The 21,891-nt window shown below is 34.5% G+C and carries 16 protein-coding genes; 9 read left to right on the forward strand and 7 right to left on the reverse strand.

Translation table 11 applies throughout. The features are described from left to right. Window positions 1-6 precede the first annotated feature (6 nt). Entirely contained in the window at window positions 7-1,404 is a 1,398-nt protein-coding gene (locus FYJ58_RS15145) for a flagellin N-terminal helical domain-containing protein (RefSeq protein WP_154518112.1), read from the forward strand. 252 nt (window positions 1,405-1,656) lie between these two features. Continuing rightward, the gene (locus FYJ58_RS04930; RefSeq protein ID WP_205839159.1) at window positions 1,657-2,136 is read left to right on the forward strand and encodes a flagellar export chaperone FliS; all 480 of its coding nucleotides are present in this window, start codon (window positions 1,657-1,659) and stop codon (window positions 2,134-2,136) included. Window positions 2,137-2,250: 114 nt separating this feature from the next. Here FYJ58_RS04930 and FYJ58_RS04935 read toward each other — a convergent pair whose 3' ends face one another. After that, window positions 2,251-3,249, reverse strand: coding sequence for a LacI family DNA-binding transcriptional regulator (locus FYJ58_RS04935; RefSeq protein ID WP_154518118.1), 999 nt, complete (start codon window positions 3,247-3,249; stop codon window positions 2,251-2,253). A gap of 232 nt (window positions 3,250-3,481) precedes the next feature. Here FYJ58_RS04935 and malQ point away from each other — a divergent pair, with 232 nt between their 5' ends. From malQ to FYJ58_RS04965, 5 genes are all read left to right on the forward strand, one after another. Continuing rightward, a complete protein-coding gene (gene malQ / locus FYJ58_RS04940; RefSeq protein WP_154518121.1) occupies window positions 3,482-4,984 on the forward strand; it encodes a 4-alpha-glucanotransferase in 1,503 nt (500 codons plus the stop codon). Window positions 4,985-5,034: 50 nt separating this feature from the next. After that, on the forward strand, window positions 5,035-7,290 hold the full coding sequence (locus FYJ58_RS04945; protein ID WP_154518124.1) for a glycogen/starch/alpha-glucan phosphorylase: 2,256 nt from the start codon (window positions 5,035-5,037) through the stop codon (window positions 7,288-7,290). A gap of 599 nt (window positions 7,291-7,889) precedes the next feature. After that, window positions 7,890-11,267, forward strand: a complete 3,378-nt coding sequence (locus FYJ58_RS04950) for an Ig-like domain-containing protein (protein WP_154518127.1) — start codon at window positions 7,890-7,892, stop codon at window positions 11,265-11,267. Window positions 11,268-11,881: 614 nt separating this feature from the next. Further along, window positions 11,882-13,234: an AAA family ATPase gene (locus tag FYJ58_RS04960; protein WP_154518130.1), complete on the forward strand. Its 1,353-nt coding sequence runs from the start codon at window positions 11,882-11,884 to the stop codon at window positions 13,232-13,234. Then, the gene (locus FYJ58_RS04965) at window positions 13,209-13,874 is read left to right on the forward strand and encodes an RloB family protein (RefSeq protein ID WP_235912556.1); all 666 of its coding nucleotides are present in this window, start codon (window positions 13,209-13,211) and stop codon (window positions 13,872-13,874) included. The genes FYJ58_RS04960 and FYJ58_RS04965 overlap by 26 nt, the downstream gene beginning before the upstream one ends. Before the next feature lie 366 nt (window positions 13,875-14,240). On the opposite strand, the gene FYJ58_RS04970 is transcribed toward FYJ58_RS04965, so the two are convergent. Next, entirely contained in the window at window positions 14,241-14,660 is a 420-nt protein-coding gene (locus FYJ58_RS04970; protein ID WP_154518133.1) for an HIT family protein, read from the reverse strand. Between the two features lie 244 nt (window positions 14,661-14,904). Here FYJ58_RS04970 and FYJ58_RS04975 point away from each other — a divergent pair, with 244 nt between their 5' ends. Further along, entirely contained in the window at window positions 14,905-15,669 is a 765-nt protein-coding gene (locus FYJ58_RS04975; RefSeq protein ID WP_154518136.1) for a sensor histidine kinase, read from the forward strand. Here FYJ58_RS04975 and FYJ58_RS04980 read toward each other — a convergent pair. Next, window positions 15,666-16,661, reverse strand: a complete 996-nt coding sequence (locus tag FYJ58_RS04980) for an SCP2 sterol-binding domain-containing protein (RefSeq protein WP_328597800.1) — start codon at window positions 16,659-16,661, stop codon at window positions 15,666-15,668. The two genes, FYJ58_RS04975 and FYJ58_RS04980, sit on opposite strands and share 4 nt — an antisense overlap. Before the next feature lie 45 nt (window positions 16,662-16,706). Beyond that, on the reverse strand, window positions 16,707-17,366 hold the full coding sequence (locus FYJ58_RS04985; RefSeq protein ID WP_235912557.1) for a rhomboid family intramembrane serine protease: 660 nt from the start codon (window positions 17,364-17,366) through the stop codon (window positions 16,707-16,709). 255 nt (window positions 17,367-17,621) lie between these two features. On the opposite strand from FYJ58_RS04985, the gene FYJ58_RS04990 reads away from it, so the two are divergent. After that, window positions 17,622-18,266: a MerR family transcriptional regulator gene (locus FYJ58_RS04990; RefSeq protein ID WP_154518139.1), complete on the forward strand. Its 645-nt coding sequence runs from the start codon at window positions 17,622-17,624 to the stop codon at window positions 18,264-18,266. A 68-nt stretch (window positions 18,267-18,334) separates the two neighbouring features. On the opposite strand, the gene FYJ58_RS04995 is transcribed toward FYJ58_RS04990, so the two are convergent. The 3 genes from FYJ58_RS04995 to FYJ58_RS05005 form a co-directional block, all read right to left on the reverse strand. Next, window positions 18,335-18,604 (reverse strand): hypothetical protein, encoded by a 270-nt coding sequence (locus FYJ58_RS04995; RefSeq protein WP_154518142.1) that lies wholly within the window; start codon window positions 18,602-18,604, stop codon window positions 18,335-18,337. Between the two features lie 104 nt (window positions 18,605-18,708). After that, window positions 18,709-19,773: a PTS transporter subunit IIC gene (locus tag FYJ58_RS05000; RefSeq protein ID WP_154518145.1), complete on the reverse strand. Its 1,065-nt coding sequence runs from the start codon at window positions 19,771-19,773 to the stop codon at window positions 18,709-18,711. Window positions 19,774-19,803: 30 nt separating this feature from the next. After that, window positions 19,804-21,837 carry a methyl-accepting chemotaxis protein gene (locus FYJ58_RS05005; protein WP_154518148.1) on the reverse strand — a complete coding sequence of 678 codons (2,034 nt, stop codon included), beginning with the start codon at window positions 21,835-21,837 and terminating at the stop codon, window positions 19,804-19,806. Between the last annotated feature and the right edge of the window lie 54 nt (window positions 21,838-21,891).

Consider the following 21,891-nt stretch of genomic DNA (forward strand, 5'->3'; position numbering starts at 1 on the left):
GAGAACATGAAGATTAATCATAACATTTCCGCATTAATTGCAAACGGACATTTAAAGACAACAAATAAAGCATTAGACAAGAGTCTTGAAAGACTTTCTTCCGGTTATCGTATTAACCATGCAGCTGACGATTCCGCGGGTATGGCAATTTCCCAAAAAATGAAAACCCAGATAGCAGGATTGGAGCAGGCTTCCAGAAATGCTTCTGACGGAATTTCAGTTATTCAGACTGCGGAAGGTGCGTTGACAGAAGTAGAAGCAATGCTTCAAAGAGCAAGAGAACTATCTGTACAGGCGGCCAATGGAACAAATACCGCTGAAGACAGAGAAGCAATTCAAAAAGAAATTGACCAGCTTTTACAGGAGATTCAACGTATCTCAGATGATACAGAATTCAATACAAAGACTTTGTTAAATGGAAATGTAGATAGAAAATCTTATTCAACAAATACACAGGTGAAATTGCTTTCTGCATCCGATAATGTTCCATCCAAGGAGTATAATATTACGGTTACAAAAAAAGGAGAGAAAGCTTCTATCTCCGGAACGGGTGCATTGAATGCAACTGGACCGGCAGTTGAAACTCAATTTATAATTAATGGAGAAAGCGTGACAATTCCTGCTAATTCAACAAAAGATGAAATTGTTGCGAGAATTCGCAGTACGGCAGAGAAGGTTGGGGCTGCTGTATCAGTTGCAGCTACCAGTATAACCTTTTCTTCTTTAGAAGCCGGTAAAAATGAAAAATTAGAGATTTATTGTGATAATGCACTAGCAAATTATTTACATATAAATCAAAAAACAGAGGCAGCAGGTAAAGATGCCGAAGTTTCAATTGATACAACAAAACCTGAATATACAGCGACAACGACTGTTCATGCAGATGGTAACATTGTTGTAATTTCAGATAGCGATGGGTTTGAAATGAAAGTAGAAATTGCAGATGACTATGCACCGGCTGCTCCAGGTGGTGCTGGTGCAAATCCAATTAAAATATCAATCTTGGATGCGGGTCCAATGACGTTACAGATTGGTGCCAATGAAGGACAGGTTGTCGATTTAAGCATTCCTGAAGTATCTCCAAAAACATTAGGAATTGAGAATTTGAATACATTATCGGAAAAAGGAGCATCAAAGGCAATTACTTTATTAGATTCTGCGATTAATAAAGTCTCAAGTATCCGAGCAAAACTGGGTGCTTATGAAAATCGTATGGAGCATGCAATTGCAAATTTAGATGTTTCCAGTGAAAATTTAACAGAGGCATTATCACGTATTGAAGACGTAGATATGGCAGAGGAAATGGCAACATATACACAGCAAAATGTATTATCTCAAGCAGGTGTTTCTATGCTCGCACAGGCAAACCAGCGCCCACAGACAATTTTGTCACTACTACAATAATAAAATACCAGGGTCAAAAGGTCATGCTTTTCATGCCAGCATGAAAAAGCATGACTTTGAGACCCGCAAAAACATGAGAAAGTAGACCGAACAGGGCGGATTTCGAATGTTTTTAGGATGACGGGAGCACAAAGTGCGTAGTCATCCGCAGGTATCAGGGGTCCAAATATGCTTTGACCCCAACATCATAATAACTTTCTATAAAAATGCAAGGTGTAGTTTGTACTTGTAAGAAGAATGGAGCAGATGAGTATGGAGCGGGAAAAACTGCAGATGTACACAGCAAGAATTACACAGGCGAATCGAAGCGAACTTGTTGTTATTACGTATGATTTGATTTTAGAGAGTATAGAATGTGCAAAACAAGCATTTCAGGAAGCAAATCACGTTGTATACGAAACGGAATTGAAGCGAGTGCAAAAGTTACTCAATGAATTAATGGGATCTTTGGATTACCAATACCCGATTTCAAAGGATTTAATGCAGCTTTATACATATTCGAATCGGCGGGTAGTGGAAGCTTTCTTTCAAAAAGAACCAAAGCTTTTGGATTCTGTGACTTCAGTAATTGAAAAACTTCGGGTTGGTTTTGAAGAGGTAGCAAAAGAAGACCAGTCTGCCGCTGTTATGCAGAATACACAGAAACTTTATGCCGGACTTACTTATGGAAGAAATTCACTGGAGGAAGTTTCAATTAATGTGGATGAAGCCACAAGAGGATTTAAGGCATAAAGGGAAAGCATTAGCTGGTATGGATAGATTATCATGCCAATAAGAATAATAATAAAACAAAGCGGGTTAGGAACGATAGTAATAGCTATTATTTCCAGCCCGCTTTGTTTTACCTTATTTTTTTCTTACCGGTCCGGTCGAATTGCGTTCGATAAATTTTGCCCGAAGTAATATTTTGCTGATTGCAACGTTATTCAGTAAACCATCTAATAGAAAGACTGCACTTTTTCCAAGATCAGTTCGATCCTGCCGAATGGTCGAAAGCGAAGGATTAAGTTGGGAAGCAATTGGAAGGTCATCAAATCCTACTACGCTGACATCCTCCGGCACGTGAAGTCCTCTACGGTTAAGTTCATTTATTACGCCAGTTGCAATTAAATCACTGGCACACATGATTGCAGTCGCTCCATGTTCTAAGAATGTGGGAACATAATGTTTTGCACAATCTGGTACATAGTAACCATATTCGATTAGTTCATTTTGAGGTTCTAAACCACAGGCAGACATACTTTGGACAAATGCCTGGTATCTTTGATTTGAAACCATCGAATTTTTTGAACCATTCAAAAAGGCAATCCGGGTATGACCAAGAGAAGCTAAATGACAAACGGCACTTTGAATTCCCTCGAAGCTGTCGGTTCCAACATAACCGGTGTGGGCATGGTTGCTAATATAATTATCAAGTAAAACTGTTGGGAAACTTGTTTTGGTTAGTTGCTTTAACCAGTCTTCGTGTAATGCAAAACCAATTAAAAATGCACCAGAGTAACCATGTTTTAACATATAAGTATCAAAATTTTCTTCTGTCTGGAGTGTTAAATTTGCCGGAATAACCGATACATCCCAGCGTTTTCTTGCAGCTGCTTTTTTAAAACCGGTTATAATATCATAACCAAATTGGTCGATATTTTCATAATCCATATTTTCGACAAAAATACATACTTTCTTTTGTTCCTGACTTCTCATTTTTTTAGAGGTATAGCCCATTTCTACAGCTGTATCGAGAACCAGTTGACGCATTTCATCACTGATGTCACTTGCACCATTTAATCCCTTTGAAACTGTGCTGACAGCAACGCCCAGACGTTCTGCAATATCTTTAATTGTTGCCATATTTACCTCCTAGTCGTATTCTATGTAACAGTATAGTATTAGAAAAAATTCATGTCAAATAGATTTGTGGATTTTCTTTGATTTTTTGATATGCGATAAATAAATATTTTATTGACAATATTAGGGTGAAATGATACAATAAAAACAAATATTTCGAAAGTTTTCGAAAATAAAGTTTTAGTATTTTCAGAACAACGTTAATTTTAAAGATAGAAAGAAGCAGGAGAAATCTATGAAAAAAGAATTAAAACTAAAAAGAAGAGGTGCAGGAATTCTGCTCCCAATCAGCAGTCTGCCATCTCCTTATGGAATCGGAACTTTTGGAGAAGAGGCTTACCGCTTTGTTGACCAGTTGGTAGAGGCAAAGCAAAAATATTGGCAGGTTCTTCCGGTTGGACCTACCAGTTATGGAGATAGTCCATACCAGTCATTTTCTGCTTTTTCTGGAAATCCTTATTTTATTGATTTGGACATTTTAATTGATGAGGGTTTACTGGAAAAAAATGAAGTTTTGGCATATAATTGGGGAGAAAATGAGAGTGATATTGATTATGCAACAATTTACCAGAATCGTTTCAAAGTTTTACGAAAGGCATTTGAGCGAAGCAATCATAAGGATATAGAAGAATACAAAGAATTTTGTGCCCAAAATACTTATTGGCTAGATGATTATAGTTTATATATGGCGGTAAAATGTACATTTGATAATCAGGAATGGTCTTTATGGGAAGAATCAATTCGAAATAGGGAACCCGAAGCGGTTGCAAAATACCAGAAAGAATTAAAGGACGAAATTGATTTTTGGAAGTTCTGCCAATATAAATTTCATGAACAGTGGAAGAAACTAAAGCAGTATGCGAATATGAGAGGGGTAAAAATTATTGGAGATATCCCATTATATGTAGCAATGGACAGTGCCGATGTATGGGTGCATGGACGGTTGTTTGAGTTAGATGAAAGAAAAAATCCGATAAATGTGGCGGGTGTTCCACCGGATGCTTTTTCTGATACTGGTCAAAGATGGGGAAATCCGTTATATGACTGGAAAGCAATGGAGGAAGAAAATTTTTGCTGGTGGAGAGAACGCATGAAGACGAATGCAGAATTATATGATATTATTCGAATCGACCATTTTATTGGAGTTGTGCGTTATTATAGCATTCCGGTTTCCTGTCCGACTGCTCAGGTTGGAAAATGGAGGCAAGGTCCGGGTGCAAAGCTCACGGATGCAATTAAAGAATCCATTGGGGATAGTGAAATTATTGCAGAGGATTTAGGACTTGTTGTGCCAAGCGTTCGTCGTCTGATTAAAAAGACAGGATGGCCGGGCATGAAGATTTTAGAATTTGGATTTGATGGAAATGCAGAGAATGATAACCTTCCTCACAATTATAAAACAAGCAATTGTATTGTTTATGGTGGCACACATGATAATGAAACATTAGTTGGTTTTTTTGAAAAACAAAAGAAAGAAGAACTAAACTATCTTTATAGCTATTTAAATATAAAGAGAAAGAAAGATATTCCAGATGCGATTATCCGCCTTGCATATGCAAGTATAGCAGATACGGCTATCTTCCAAATGCAGGATATATTGCATCTTGACAATAAAGCGAGGATGAATCTTCCGGGGACATTAGGTGCGAACTGGAGATGGCGAATGAAAAAAGGTCAGTTTACGGAAGAGCATGTAAAAAGTCTTGCTAAACTGGTAGGAGTATTTGGAAGAGAGTAGATAAGGTAATAAAAAAGCTGAGAATGGAAAGCGGATATTGGAGGTCAAATATGGTTGCGGAACGATTAGAAGAGTTATTAGGAAATGAAATAAAGGAAAGCTCAAATGAAGAAATTTATGGGGCGTTATTAAAGCTTGTGAAAGAACAGTTAAATGGTAAGGGGTATAATGAAGGCAAAAAAAAGGTTTATTATATCTCGGCTGAATTTTTGATTGGTAAATTATTATCAAATAATTTAATTAACTTAGGTATTTATGATGAAGTAAAGCAAGTTTTAAAAGAAAATGGAAAATGTCTATCTGACCTTGAGGAGATGGAGTTAGAGCCATCTCTTGGAAATGGTGGTTTGGGTCGCCTTGCCGCGTGCTTTATTGACTCAATTGCTACTTTGGGAATGAATGGTGCCGGCGTTACGTTAAATTATCATTTAGGTCTTTTTAAACAGGTTTTTGAAGATGGCTTACAAAAAGAAATTCCTAATAACTGGATTACAGACTGCTGTTGGGAAGATAAGGTGGTGAATCGCTCTTATGAAGTTCCATTTAAAGATTTTACTTTAAAATCCACATTATATGATATTGATGTCAGCGGCTATAACAGCAAATCGGTAAAATTGCATTTATTTGATGTGGAGACGGTTGATGAAACGATTGTCAGTGATGGAATCCAATTTGATCAAGAAGATATTAAAAGAAACTTAACATTATTTATTTACCCGGACGATAGTACAAAACAAGGGCAACTGCTTCGTATTTATCAGCAGTATTTTATGGTAAGCAATGGTGCCCAGCTTGCAATAGAGGAAGCAAAGGAGCGTGGTTGTGAAGACCTTAGAACACTTCCGGAATATGTAGTAATTCAAATTAATGATACTCATCCAAGTATGGTAATACCAGAGCTTATACGTTTATTGACAAAAGAGGGATTGACAACAGAGGAAGCAATTGAAGTTGTAAAGAAAACATGTGCTTATACAAATCATACAATTTTAGCAGAAGCATTAGAAAAATGGCCGGTTGATTATTTGGAGGAGGTAGTGCCACATCTGCTTCCAATTATCCGTGAGTTGGATAAGCGTGTAAAGGCGGTTTATAAGGATCCATCCGTTGCGATTATTGATGAGCAGAACCTTGTACACATGGCACATATGGATATTCATTACTGCTTTAGTGTAAATGGTGTGGCTGCATTACACACAGATATTTTGAAAAACAGTGAGTTAAATCATTTTTATAAGTTGTATCCGGAAAAGTTTAATAACAAAACAAATGGAATTACATTTCGACGTTGGCTGATTCACAGTAATCCTGAATTGTCTTCCTATATTGAACAGCTTATTGGAGATGGTTTTAAAAGGGATGCAGATGAATTAGAGCAATTGATGAAATATACCGATAATCAGGAAGTATTAGAAGAACTGTTGAACATAAAGAAAAAAGCAAAAATTACATTAAAGGAATTTTTAAAGGAAAATACAGGAGAAGATGTAAATGAAGATTCGATTTATGATATTCAGGTCAAGCGGCTTCATGAATATAAACGTCAACAGTTAAACGTGCTTTATATTATTCATAAATATTTAGAAATAAAGGAAGGAAAAAAGCCAACAACTCCGATTACATTTATTTTTGGAGCAAAAGCCGCACCTGCCTATGTTATTGCAAAAGAAATTATTCATGCTATTTTATGCTTGCAAAAATTAATTAATCAGGATCCGGAAGTTTCTCCTTACATTAAAGTAGTTATGGTGGAGAACTATAACGTGACTGCAGGGGAAAAATTATTCCCTGCCTGTGATATATCCGAGCAGATTTCTCTTGCATCAAAAGAGGCATCCGGAACTGGAAATATGAAGTTTATGCTAAATGGAGCTGTAACGTTAGGTACAATGGATGGGGCTAATGTGGAAATTGCTAATTTAGTAGGTAATGAAAATATTTATATTTTTGGAGAATCTTCAGAAAGTGTAATAGAACATTATAAGAATGCGGATTACCGTTCTATGGATTATATAAAGAATGACAGAGAAATTGCCCGTCTGGTTGGATTTTTGCTTAGTCCGGAGATGATTGAAGCAGGCGATTACGATCATTTGGCAAGACTTCATAGGGAGATTGTGACAAAGGATTGGTTTATGACACTGCTTGATTTAAAAGAATACATTCGTGTTAAAGATCAGGCATTTGCAGATTATGAAAATCGTAGACAGTGGGCAAGGAAAATGCTTGTTAACATTGCAAAATCAGGGTTCTTTTCTTCCGATAGAACAATCCGGCAGTATCAGGAGGAAATTTGGAAATTATAGTTTTCTTTTGATATAGTAAAAAAAATTAGTATTATTATAATTTTAGTATTTGTTTAAATTATTGTGATAATATTATCAAGGAAAAAAGCAGAATCGAAAATTTAAATTAGAAAAATGAAAAAAGATTAGTAAATTTGCAAAGATAAAGAATTGTGGAAATTTTGTAAAAAACATAGGTGTTTTAGGAAGTCAAAAAAGGGGATAATAGAAAAGTCATAAGAATATTTGTATGTATACAGATGGAAAAATATTCATATTAACTCATAAAAATTGGAGGATTTTAGTGTATATACATACCAAATATTAATAAAATTTTAACAATCTGTTTTATGTAATTTTTTCAAAAGCTCGTTTTTTGGCTGAAAATGAAAAAAACTGAAAAGAAAGGAAAAAACAGGGAAAAATAAACTAGTGTATATACAGTAAAATTGCTTATATTTATTCGTATAATTATAATATAGACAGAAAAGTTTTAAAAAAGTATTAAAATTTTCTTGCAATTTTCTTTTGAAAATGGTATCTTAGTAGTGGGTGTAATAATGCAATAAAATGCATAAATCATGAAAAAAATGAAAGGAATGTATTATTAGGAGGTAGTTATGAGAAAAACGAAAAAAAGACAATCATCTTATGCTATTTTAATGGCAATCGTTCTAATGGTAACTATGATTAATCCAAGTGTAGCAGCTTCTACATCAAAAGAAGTAAAGGCCGCAACAACAGCACTTACTTTTGAAAACGTAAGTGATAATGGAGAAGACAAAATCTCCATGACTGATGAACGTACATTTGAATCTATCGTAACATTAGCAGACAACACAACAAAAGAGCAGGCAGAACAGCTTGCGAAAGAAGTGACATGGTCACTTTCCAGAACTAAGGGGATTCAGGATACAAAAGCTTATCCATATCAGTTTTTAGGTGGAAAATTAGACGAATGGAAAGTATTTGATAAAGATACTGCATTATTCACAGCCCAGACAGAAGCAGTAGAAAAGGATGGAAAGTATGTATTAAAGCTTACATTAAAGAATAAATACTTATTTGGTGCAGATGGTATTGACAGCAGACCACGTTACATCCGTAGCACAATTCTTGATTATGTAGGGGATTATCAATTAAAATGTGAGGACAAATCTGGAAATGTATTAGGACAAACAACAGTACGTGTTAATCCTTATGATTCTTATTGTTTAAATGCTGAATTCCAGACTCAGTTAAATGAAGCTGAGGCTTATGCAGCAAAGAACAGCGATATTTATGCTGAAGTAAGAAGTATGGGTAAAACTACAAATGGTTATGATATGCCATACATTATAATTTCAGATAGCAAACAGACTCTTACAGATTACCAGAATTTAAAACAAAAAGCTGAAACAGATCCAGCAACATTAATCAAACAGATTAAAGCTGGTACTTTAGATTATAAGATTCCAGTACTTTATAGTAACGTTCATGCTGATGAAAATCCAGGTGCGGATGCTCCTATGCAGTTTATTTGGAAATTACTTAAGAGTGATCAGAATAATGGCGTAATTGAGTATAAAATGGCTACAGGATTTACAGCAGCCGGTAAAGCTCAATTTGAAAAAGAAATGAAAGAACGCAAGACTCACTGGTCTTCTTTAATTAAAGATTGGCCAACAGGAATTGGCTTTATCCGTGACGGTAATGAAGCTTCAGGAAAAGTTGATTTAGAAAAATACTATAAAATTGAAACAATAAAATTAAATGTAAAAGATTTATTAAAGAATGTATTTTTCATTGTTGTTCCAGAAGAAAATGCGGATGCCAGAACAGTAAATACAAGACAAAATGGTAATGGTTTTGACTTGAACCGTGATAACATGTTCCAGACACAGGTTGAAACTCAAAATATGGCAAGAATGATTGCAAGCTGGAATCCGGCTACATTTATTGAGTTACACGGATTTGTTAGTGGTTTCCAAATTGAGCCATGTTCTCCAACACATGAACCAAATATCGAATATGATTTATTTGCTAAAAATGGTATTCATGCAGGAGAAGCATTTGGTAATGTAGCAATTGCAAATAATGATTCTTTCAATAGTTATGCAATGCCACTTCGTGATTACATGACAGAAGACGAAAATGGAAAACCTTGCTGGGTATCTCCTTGGGATGATATGTCCACAAGTTATACACCACAATATTCTTTGCTTCATGGAACAGTTGCATTTACAATCGAAGTTCCAAAAGGAAATGAAGAAGCAACAAAAGCATTAACATATGGTTTAATTGGTCAAGGTAAATATGTAGCAGATCATAAAGATGAATTCTTCTTAAATCAGTTAGAAGGATACAGAAGAGGTATTGAGAACATTGATGATGATGCAAACAGACCATGGTATGTAGATATTTATGATAACCAAGGTGCAGAAGCTGATGCATTCCGTCCAAAATACAAAGAAAATGATAACTTCTTCCCTGAATATTATGTAATTCCATTGGATGCTAAATATCAGAAGAATACAGATGCTGCTTACGAAATGGGAGAATTCTTACTTCGTAATGGTGTTAAGTTACATAAATTAAACAAAGATGTTAAAGTTGGAAATACAACATATAAGAAAGGTTCTTATGTTGTAAATATGCATCAGGCTAAGAGAAATGTAGCAAATGGTGCATTGTATGATGGTGTATTAATCACAGGATGGACAGACTTATATTCTGAACCAATTACTGCATTTAGTCAATGTAGAGGATTTGACTGTGATGTTATTACAAAGAAAGGTGCTTTTGCTGATAGTGCATTAACACAGGTTACAAAAGCATTAGAAGGAAAAACTACATTTACAGGAAGCAAAAATGCTGCTGTTATTATTTCTAACAACAGTGTTGCTGCCGTAAAAGCAGTTAATACATTACTTAACAAAAAAGCAAAAGTTGGATACATTACATCTGGTGCAAACAAAGGTGATTTTGTTACATCTTATGAAAACTACTTAAAAGTAAAAGATGACTTTGTATTAATTGCAAAAGGAACAACAACTGTTCCAAAAGCAAAAGTACTTGCAAAAACAACATTATATATTCCTGGTGATAAAGGTGAATTTATCACTAAGAGTGATGGAACACCATTTGGTTTGAGAAACTACAGAAACCTTGATAATCCGGAATACAATTGGGACTTCTTTGCATATGGTAAACAACTTGGATTTGAAATTACACATGATTTAAGCAAAGCAGATGTAATTATTGGTAATGAACCAATCAATGAAGAAGAAACAAAAGCAATCAAAGCTGGTACACCATATATTTGTGCGGGTGTAGATACATTAGAAAATGTTAAAAAAGATCTTATTACATCTGGATTTGATTACTACATTGGTCATCCATATTGGATTGAAGATGCTTTAACAACAGTTAAATACGTTGATTCCAGTATGGTAACAGACAAATATGTAATGGATAAAGATAACATTATGTATGGCTACGGCGGTGGATCTATTACAAAGGTTCCAGAAGGAGCAAAGGTATTAATTAAGACTACAAATGATGATCCATTAGAAGGATTTATGATGGCAAGCAGCTTAAAGAAATACAAAAACTCTGTTCAAGCAATTGAATATAAGAAGGGTAAACTTGATCTTACTGTATTTGCTAACACATTAACAAATAAAGCTCATCAACAAGATGATTATCGTTATGCTTCAAATGCAATTTTCAGTAAGACATTAGGAAAAACTTATACATTAACAAAAAAAGCTACTTCTTTGAAAACAAATGTTACAAAGAAAACTTTGAAAAAAGGTGCATCCTTCACAATTAAAGCTACTTTAAAACCAGCATTAGCTGATACAAAAAAAGTAACATTTACTTCTTCTAAGAAGAATGTTGCAACAGTTAATTCAAAAGGTAAAGTAACTGCAAAAGGTAAAGGAACATGTACAATTACAGTAAAGACAACAGATGGAAGTAAGTTAGTAAAGAAAGTTAAAATTACTGTAAAATAAGATTTTATAATTTGTTAGTTTGCATTCTAAAGATAAAAGGAGAAGGAGACTGCCATGGCAGTCTCCTTTTCTAACTTTTTATGAAAGTAACCTTACGATAAGAAATTAAGCTTAGATTGTATATGTGCGTTAAAACGTCTATGTATTCTGCTAGGAGCTACATGGATCATCTTTGGGAGTTTATCAATCTTGAATTTTTGATATTTGGGAGAATGGGAATCATCAAAAGCCCACTATTTGAGAGGGATGTATCTACAGATAAAATTTAAAAGCCAGCAGATTTGTTTATGTTAGCATTGAATTAGTTGAAACAAATAAAGTATAATGTCCATGAGCATTTATCCTTTCTGCTATTTTGGAATTTTGGTCGAGGACATTATATCAAAAATGGGAGGTAAATGCTCTTTTTATTTGCAAACCTCCGAAAACTCAGGGTTTTAAAGGATTTAACACAATAAAAAACAGGTAGTTTTTGGCACTACCTGTATGATGATGGAAGAGTGGAGATGGAGTATAAATAGCAATAAATCAACATATAATAACAATAAAACTGTTGATAACTGGCAATTATGATGTATAATTATATAAAGAAATAGAAAGGAGACGCAAAAAAAATGTTGTTAAACTTTAAAATGGAAAATTTCAGGTCGTTTAAAGAAGAGACTTTTTTTACAATGCTTTCAAGTAAACAAAAAACGCATAATGACTATGTGATAGATAAAAGTGTAAATGATAATAAGTTAAGAGTATTACCAATGACTGTAATTTATGGAGCAAATGCATGTGGAAAATCCAACATTGTGTTGGCAATGGACATATTAAAAAAAATGGTTATAAAAGGCACCTTAAATTGCAAAGAACTGGAACCATATAAAAGCATGTTGTCTTTTATCAGAGATACAAGTTGGTATGATCCGGTTTCTTTAGAAATTACGTTTTCTACTCAAAATAATATTTATAGATATGGAATAAAGTTTACGGATATTGATGTATATAAAATCGAAGAAGAGATTTTTTTTGTCAATGATGATTTATTTTTTTCACGAGATAATGAAAATAAAATACATGTGGATGTAAGGAAATTAGTAAAAAAAGGTTATATTAATAAAGATGATGTGGATTTTTCAGAACGTTTGATTGACAAATTGAATCAGACATTGGATAGACAAAAGCTAGTTGTAGCGGGTGCAATTAGCAATTTATTTGATAAAAGTTATTTTGAAGATTTCAATTTATGGTTTGAAAAATTCAATGTTATTATGAACGCAAATGACATGAATTTTAGACAAAGAGATTTAAAGACGATATTTAATAATAAACCAGATAAAGATATTCGTAGAAATATCTTTGAAAGCGCTTCAGTTAAAGAAGTTATGAATATAGCTGAGTTTGGAAATCAAAAGATTGGCTTTATGACAGAAACAGATAATGATGAATTATCCATGTGCTCGATGTATCAAGTACCGTTAAGAAAAGATGAACAACCACAAAAAAAATATGCGATATCGATGATTGTAGATTCAGAACTAATGGAATCAAGAGGAACTATTCATTTGATTAGATTGTTACAACCATTTATAGATGTTTTAGATAATGGAGGGGTGATTGTTCTGGATGAAATGGATGCTTCATTGCATTTTGAAATTGTTGTATCGTTGATAAGAGTTTTTAATAATAAAGATACCAACAAAAATAATGCTCAGTTAATTTTCAATACGCATAATCCAATATATTTAGATGGTGAATTGCTCAGACATGACCAAATTGTAATGGTTGAAAAGAGAAAGAATGATATGGTGAGTGAGATATATTCTTTAGCTGACTACAAATTACGCCCGGAAGAAAGAATATTGAAAAATTACTTAAATGGAAAATATGGAGCATTGCCACATATGGATTTGGAAATTGCATTTAAGCATATACTGGAAAGAGAGGCGAATAATGTTGAATCGTCCAAAGAGCAATAAAATACGAAGACCACAATTTCTTTGCATTATTGGTTGTGAGGGAAAGAATCAGGAAAGGATATATTTTGATAAAGTAGCAGAATTAGTGAATTGTGTTGAAGAAAGAACACATGATTTGGTGTTTGATTATGCGGAACCATATGGTGGAGATCCTAAATGTGTTGTAGAACGAACCGTTCAAAAATCTATTGGTAAGGAAAATAAAGTATCTGTTTTTGACTATGATGGAAAAAAAGAAAAATATGAAGAAGCAATAGATTTGGCAAAGGAAAATAAGATTGAACTAGGATATTCAAACTATTGTTTTGATTTGTGGTTGATTCTTCATAAAGAAGATTATTTTGGGGTCGTAGAAAATCAGGATGCTTATGCTGATAAACTTCGACAAGTTTATGGTTTGGCTGCAGATGCAAATATAAAAAGAGAAAAAAGGGTAACGGAGATGGTCAATCAAATCGGATTATCAGATATAAAGAGTGCAATTCAAAGGGGTAAAAAAATATCAGAGGATAATCAGAGTAAAGAGGCGAACAAAACGCCGAAAGAAAACAGGTATTATGACAATCCGGATACACAAATGCATGTATTGTTACAATTTTTATTTGCAAAAGTAGGGATAAATATTGAAGTATTAGGATAGAAAAAAGTAGCAATGACTTGACATCCTCGGGTTGGTGTTGCCTTTTTGTAGAGCTAAATCTGGATAAGAGATTTTGCTTGATAAATATAATTCTACAATAGAACGCTTCAAACCTTCATTATAAAATGTCTGATAATTATGAACCCATTTCTCAATGTTATTATGTGAAAGCACTCCATATGTTTTAGCAAGGTAAGAATAACTACCTGCACCATTTAAGTAAGCTGTAACGAGACTTTCTTTTTGAATTCGTAAGAATATTTGGACATAAAAATACCGACCTCCAATCGTTAGATTTTTAGGTCTAACTTTTGGGGGTCGGTACAACTGCCATGGCAGTCTCCTTTTCTAATCTTAGAAAAATTGCTATTTAATTTCTCTTTTTATCGCCTCTATTAGGTTATCAGCAAGTACATCTTCTGCTGTTCCCGGTGTCCATTTAATTGTTAGCTTATCGTCTTTATAACGAGGGATTAAATGGACATGAAGATGAAAAACACTTTGCCCTGCAACTTCCCCATTATTCTGCAAAATATTCATGCCATCACACTGTAATACCTTTTGCATTGCGGTGGCAACCTTCTTTGCTACAACAAAAATTTTTGATGCATCTTCTTCTGATAGCTCATATACATTGGCAGCATGTTTTTTGGGAAGTATGATGGCATGTCCCTTTGATGCAGGTGATATATCTAAGATAACACGAAAGCTATCATCTTCATATAGGGTCTTAGATGGTATTTCACCTGCTGCAATTTTACAAAAAATACAATTTGAATCACTCATTTTTGTTCCTCCTAATAAGTTAGTATGGTTTATTTTGCTTTTTTCAATCATACCATAAAAATTTTTTTCATTCAAATCAATTGATTTTGTGTCAGTATGTGTAAAGATGTGTAAACGCCTGTCATTATATGTGAATTTGATGCGGAATAAGTCGATTTATGAAAATGAAAATAACTTGTTGACCTTGTAACATATTGGTAAACTATAGAATGTAAACAAGAAAAAACAAAAAGGAGGAAGATACATGTTTACTTATGACGAGATTTGCGAATTGGATCAGTTATGTAATGAAAACGAGGTGTTTGCAAAGTATGTTACAAGACTTAGAGAGGAAAATAACATACTGTTACTCAAAGTGACACATGAATTTGGAAATCCATTAACATTAATTGACAGTACCGCACAGCTTATTGATAGCCGATATCCGGAGGTTCACAACATTAAGTATTGGACTCAGCTGAAAAATGATATTACCAGTCTTTCTGAGTTACTACATAATTTTTCAAATTATAATTATTGTGCAAAACTTCAAATAAGACCAATTAATCTATTAGAATTAATTGAAAATACAGTGAAAAGTTTCGAAGTGGTTGCAATGGAAAAAGAGATTAGTATTAAGATTGATCAGTTAGATAATCCATTGGATTGCCTGCTTATGTATGCTTGTGATAAAGTTAAGATGCGTCAGGTACTAACTAATATAATTAAGAATGCCTTTGAAGCAACAGAGGCGGGAGATTATATTCATGTGGACCTTCCAACAGAAATCGTCAGGCTGGAGTTCGATGGAAATAAACGAGAATATATTAAGATAGAGATTTCCAATAATGGTCGCCCGCTTGTAGAAACGGAGCAGGAACCCCTTTTTATACCTTTTGTTTCAAATAAGCTATCTTTTGGTGGAATGGGACTTCAAATCGCTTACAAGATAGTTTGTGCTCATAATGGTACGATAACAATGCAATCTACTGAAAAAGAAACCTCTTTTTCAATCTATCTTCCAGTTTAGGAGAGCTGGAAGATAGAATCAAAAGCTCTAAGGGTTTTGAAGTTACCTTTAGCAGTTAATACGCCAGACATAAAAGCTTTTTGAAATGTCAATTCCCCATCAAGGATATTTTGAAAAACTTCTAGTGTTGTTTTGGCAATAACATCAGCGTCATTTTTTTGGCCATAATAGCATTTTAAATTTGACGCATTTGCCTCTATTACAATTGTTTTATCAATATCAGTCAAGAAAATTGAATAACTGGCGGTTATTTCAGAATTTGTATCAAATTTGGATTTAATATGGTTTAATAATTCCTGACTGGAATCGGCCTCTGTATCACCTAACATTTCTTTGAATAATTGGGTCAGTTCTTCTATATCTTCTTTTTGTTTCTTGACATAAGTGTCATCAGAAACGTAAATGGAGAGTTGTTCACTTTCCTGAGGTGTCAATTCTAAAGTATTTTTACGAAGTACATTTTGTTTTAGTACTTGTGAACTACTTGGAAGAGTGAGCTTTTTTTGACTGATTGTCCGATAAAGCGATTCTGCCTTTTTTTCAATTATAAACATATAATCCGGATTTGTTTCAAATTCTACATGATTTTCTACATATGCGCTGATTCCGGTACAAGAAATTCCACCCAGCATATCCCATGACTTTGTAAGTAAATAAGAAGCATCTTTTTCCCCATATGTGCTTGAAGTAACGACAGGCATCATATAGAGTTTACTTAAATGCTCTTTATCGGCATATAGCCAGCAGTCGTCTAAAAATTGCTGCATAAGTCCACCAATACCAAGCCATTCAACGGTAGTTGCCAAAATAATACCGTTACAGTCTTTTAATGTACGTGTTAAAGTAGAAATACTGTGCTTTTCCTCAAAAAGATTGTAACGATTTACGACAACTCTTAATTCTTTCAGTACTTCTGTTAATTTATTTATTACATATATTGTGGGGTCTTCAATCAATCCGCGGCCGCCGTAATAAATATTAATTGTCATCATAGGTTGTATTCACCTGTCCTCTCTTTTTATAGTTAAATAAAACATTTATTTTTTTGGTTTACGGTAAAGAAGAGCTGCTAATAGAAGGCCAATAAAAAAACCGCCAAAATGAGCCATATTGTCGATTCCCTGATCGGAAACACCACTGAATAAACTTAAAAAAACAAATAAAAACATTTGTTTTTTGGTTAAACCTTCTATATGTCCTTTATGAATTAAAACAACAAAAAGCAAAGCTCCTGTCACTCCAAAGATGGCACCCGAAGCACCAGCGGAGATCGGAAAATCACCTGTTACTACATTATAACTGATAGAGATAATACCTGCAAGAATTCCTGAAAGAAGATAGACAATGAAATATTTAATTTTTCCGATAAGAGGTTCTAAAGTACCTCCGATAAACCATAGAACGAGCATATTTCCCGCAAGATGCCATATACCAAAGTGAAGAAACATACTTGTAATAATACGGTAATATTCGTGTTTTTCAAGGATATTCGGAACATACATTGCACCACATTGAAGCATCCATTCGGAATTAAGCGAAGAATGAGTCAAATCTACATATAAAAAAATTAGGACATTGAGAATAATAATAGCGGTATTTACAGGACTAAAATAGTCACTTATATCCTTTTCTGGTTTTGGAAGATTTTTGTTTTCCATTGTGTAGTCTATATCCAAATTCTTGTCAGGTTCCCACATAAAATGAATTCCTTTCTGCTTAAAGTAAAATAATATTTTTAAGTATATCACTTTTTTTCTGTAAATAAAAGGAGCAAAAAACAACGGAAAAAAAAGACTCGGATAGAATGTTGTCAGTTTACGGAAAACGAAAGAATTTCGGGGTATAATCGGTCGATAAGTTCTTGTTGCAATGACAATATTTGTTGTTATATTGTATTAATGTAGAATGTAAACAAAACAAATCCATAAACAAATCTATAGGAGGAAAGTTATATGAGCGAAACGCGATACATAATTTCAGATGCGGCAAAACGCGTTGCTGTAGAACCTCATGTATTAAGATATTGGGAAGAAGAACTGGAACTTAAAATACCAAGAAATGAGATGGGGCATCGGTACTATAGAGAAAAGGATATTGAAATACTAAAGATGGTGAAGACATTAAAGGATAAAGGATATCAGCTTCGGGCAATAAAAATGGAAGTTGATGCAATGATGGACGGTGAAAAGAAAGACCGGCCTGTCGAACGCCGATTTGAGGTTGTTGAGGGGAATCAGGAGAGTAAACAGGAGGCAAGTCTGGTTACACACAAGGAGCAACAGAAAACAGAGGTAGAGGCGGCTGACCGTATGGCTCAGTTTCGGCTTATTATGAGTGAGCTGATTGGACAGGCAATCAGGGAAAATAATCAGGAGCTGTCAACTGCAGTTGGAAGCAGCGTTGCCGAACATGTAGTGAAGGAAATGGATTATCTTGCTCGCGATAGAGAGGAGAGAGAGGATGAAAGATTTCGCAGGTTAGACGAAGTGATTCGTGAGATACAGAAAAACCGGCAAGAAGTTGCAGCAACAACAGAAGCAAATGCAAAAGTGAAATCAGAGAAAAAGAGGAAGGGGTTTTTTAAGAAAGGAAAATAATAAATTAAATTATAAAGCAGACAGTTTAAATAGATAAACTGTCTGCTTTATAATTATCATATCAAAATTTAATCTTCTTCGATTACTTCGATTTCTAAGAAGTCAAATTCAATTCGTTCAATAAAATTGTCTTGTGTGAATCTGGTTTTATCATGTCGTTTAAATTCTTCAATGGTAGAGTCAAGCCAGATTGGCTGGGATAAGTCAAATTCATAGCAGATTTTTTCTATACTGTCAAATATTTTTTTGGTACGATTTAATTTAATGTCATCGTTGCAGATAACAATATCTTTTATTAAATGATTTTCATGCCATATTTTTCCCCATAAACGGAACAAACTACTCAGCTCTCTTTCTCAGTAAATTAAAATCTTTTTATTTATCATAACATATTATAGGCGTGATATAAAGAGAATATATGTAAAATAATAGAAATAGGAGATTAGAGCTCCAGTTTCATATCACCATTTTTAATCCAGCCGATTTTTCGCATAAATTCTGAACTTACCCAGGCTAATATGCCTGGAAGAATGAAGTGCATAAATAAAATTAAAATAATTGTCACTGCCTGACCTCTTGTCTTTGCCATTGTCTGGTAGGTCATAATTTGTCCGACCAACCCGGAAGTTCCCATACCCGAACCGGCAGCATTATTGGTCATTCCCAATACGCAGGTTGAGATAGGACCAAGAATTGCGCTTGCGATTATGGCAGGTAGCCAGATAATAGGTTTTTTCATAATATTTGGTACTTGCAACATACTTGTTCCAATACCCTGAGCAAGAAGACCACCAAAGCGGTTTTCACGATAGCTGGCAACGGCGAATCCGATCATATTGGCGCAGCACCCAATTGTAGCAGCACCCGCTGCAAGTCCTGATAAGTTTAATACAATACCAAGGGCAGCAGAGCTGATTGGTAGTGTAAGAATCATACCCATTAATACGGATACAACAATACCCATTACAAATTTATGTTGCATGGTTGCCCAATTAATAATTGTTCCAAGCTCGTTCATAATGGAAGAGATTGGAGGTCCCGCCCACAATCCAGCAGCTGAGCCGGCAAGAATTGATACAAGTGGAGTTATTAAGATATCAACTTTTGTTTTTCCTGCAACTAAATTGCCAGCCTCAATTCCAATGTAAGCTGCGATAAAGGCACCTAGTGGTTCTCCAGGACCTGCATAGGAAACAACGCCATCGACTAAGACCGAACCGGCGAGAAGTTTTCCTGCAAAAGCACCAATCATACCTGTTGTTGTAGCGGAAATCAATGTTAACGGACTTGCTTTTAGTTTATAAGCAACACCGCAACCGATTCCGGCACCAGTTACAGAGGCAGCTAATTTTCCAACTACAAACAATAAATTTCCAATTGAACCTCCCAATAGGGAGGCGATTTGCTGAATAATCGTTCCGATAATCAATGTGGCAAATAGCCCTAACGCCATACCGCTTAGACCGTCAATAAAAATACGATCTAAAAATTTTTTAAGTGTATTCATAGCAAGTTATCCCCTCATAAGTGATTATATTTATTTTACTTTAAAGATTTCAACTTCGGAAGAAAGTTTTTCAGATGTATTGTATAGTTCGTTGGCTTCCTTTGCAACAAGTTCACTGTTATTTGTTATGTTCGAAGCCTGTTCTAGCATAACATTTGAAGCAGTCATGATTTCGTTAGCACTTGCAGCTTGTTCTTCTGTGATTGCTGCAACAGAAGAAGCTACGTCATCAACTTTTTGTACTTTTTGTATCATGTCTTTTACAATGCTGTTTGTTTCATTGATGGTATTGTAAATTGTATCAAAGGTGTCGCATGCAGTATGGATTAACAGACTGCTCTCTTTAATGTTGTGAACGCTGTTTTGCGTCTGCTGTACCGTGTCAGTAATTAAGGAACTGATTTCATTGATTAAACCTGAAATGTTTTGTACAGCATCAGAGCTTGTTGCAGCCAGTTTTCCTATTTCACTTGCTACAATTGAGAATCCGCGACCAGCCTCGCCTGCTCTTGCAGCTTCAATGGAGGCATTCAATGATAAAAGGTTTGTTTCTTCTGAAATATTTCCAATTAGTTCTACAATATTTGTGATTTCTTTTGCAGACTCGCCAACTTTATTAATTGCCGTTTCTAAAGCATTCATTGAGGTTTCAATTGTCTGCATAGCTTCACCTACATGATTCATATCAGCTCTTCCCTGTTCTGTGACAGAAACCGTTTCCTGCATTTTTGCATTTACCCGCGTACCATCTTCACCGGTTTCTGATACTACAATTGCTAATGAAGTAGCACTTTCTGCAATTTCTTCTACAGCACGACCTAACTCATCTACAATAGTATTCAGATTATTCATTGAGTCAGCCTGAGTAATTGCTGAAGTTTTCAATGACTCTGATACAGATGTACTATTTTTAGACTGTGAACTCAATTGTTCAGAAACTGAGATTATATCAGTAATGGTGTTTCGCATAACTTCGATAAAGTTTTTAATGCTTTCGGACATTAGAGTAATTTCGTCATTACCATTTACTTGAACTTCAGGGGTAAAGTCTCCCTGAGTCATAGCAACAATCGTGTTAGTTAATGATTTAATTGGTTTTGTTATATAATGAATAACACGTATGGTTACGAAAGCTAAAATTAAAATTGTAATGATTGCTAATATAACAATATAAGTTCTTAATTGTGTTAATTTTGATAATACGGTTGCTTTTTGGATATAGGAAATAAGCAGCCAGTCTGTTCCATCGATAGGTTGCATTGACACCATATATCCATGAATTAATGCAGGTTCGTAATTTTGAGACGAAATTTTAGAGGCGATTCCGGCTAATAACTCATCGGAATTACTTGTATCTAATACATTTGCACGAAATTCTTCATTATCGGAAGCTAAAATTGTATTACTTGATTTTTCTACAAGTAAGGATTTGGAATATTCCATGGAGTTACTGCTTGTAACAATCTCACTGGCAGATTTTAACGATACATCGGCAGCCATAACTCTATCCTTGCCGGAACCATCGTCTAAAAGGGCTGTGGCACTAAAGATATAATCTCCGGTATTGTTATCAAGATAAGCAGCTCCATAAGTTACATCTTTATGAGTAACCCCTTCTTTGTACCAGTCGGTTTCTGCTACAACGTAATCTTTGTCCGGTACCCAGCCAGAGGCATCTAAAAATTCTCCATCTTTTGAACCGATATAGATTCCAAGTGGAAAGCTTTCATATTCATCTAAGAATTTTGATAAATAACTTAATTCTTGTTTCTTTGTAAAGTTAGCGTGTTCTAAAGTTTTTTTAACTGTTTTAAATACCGATAGATTTTCTTTTGCCCAGCTTCCGACGCTTGCAGCCTGCTCTTTTGTAGAAGCAGTGAGCAGCTGCTCAGCATTCTCTGAGATAATCTGCTCAGATTTTGAATAAGTCCATGATAGGATAACAACAATGGAAAGAATAATAATTGGAACAATTGTTCCTACAAGTCGGACTTTTATAGAACCAGTCCTTTTTTTTGAAACATTTGAAGATTGATTCTTCTGTCGGTTTTTTGTTGATTTCATATTGATTCCCTCTTTTAGATTAGATTTTTAATTCTTTTGTGGTAATTCCATTAT

The sequence above is a fragment of the Velocimicrobium porci genome (assembly GCF_009696045.1).
Lineage (GTDB): Bacteria > Bacillota > Clostridia > Lachnospirales > Lachnospiraceae > Velocimicrobium > Velocimicrobium porci.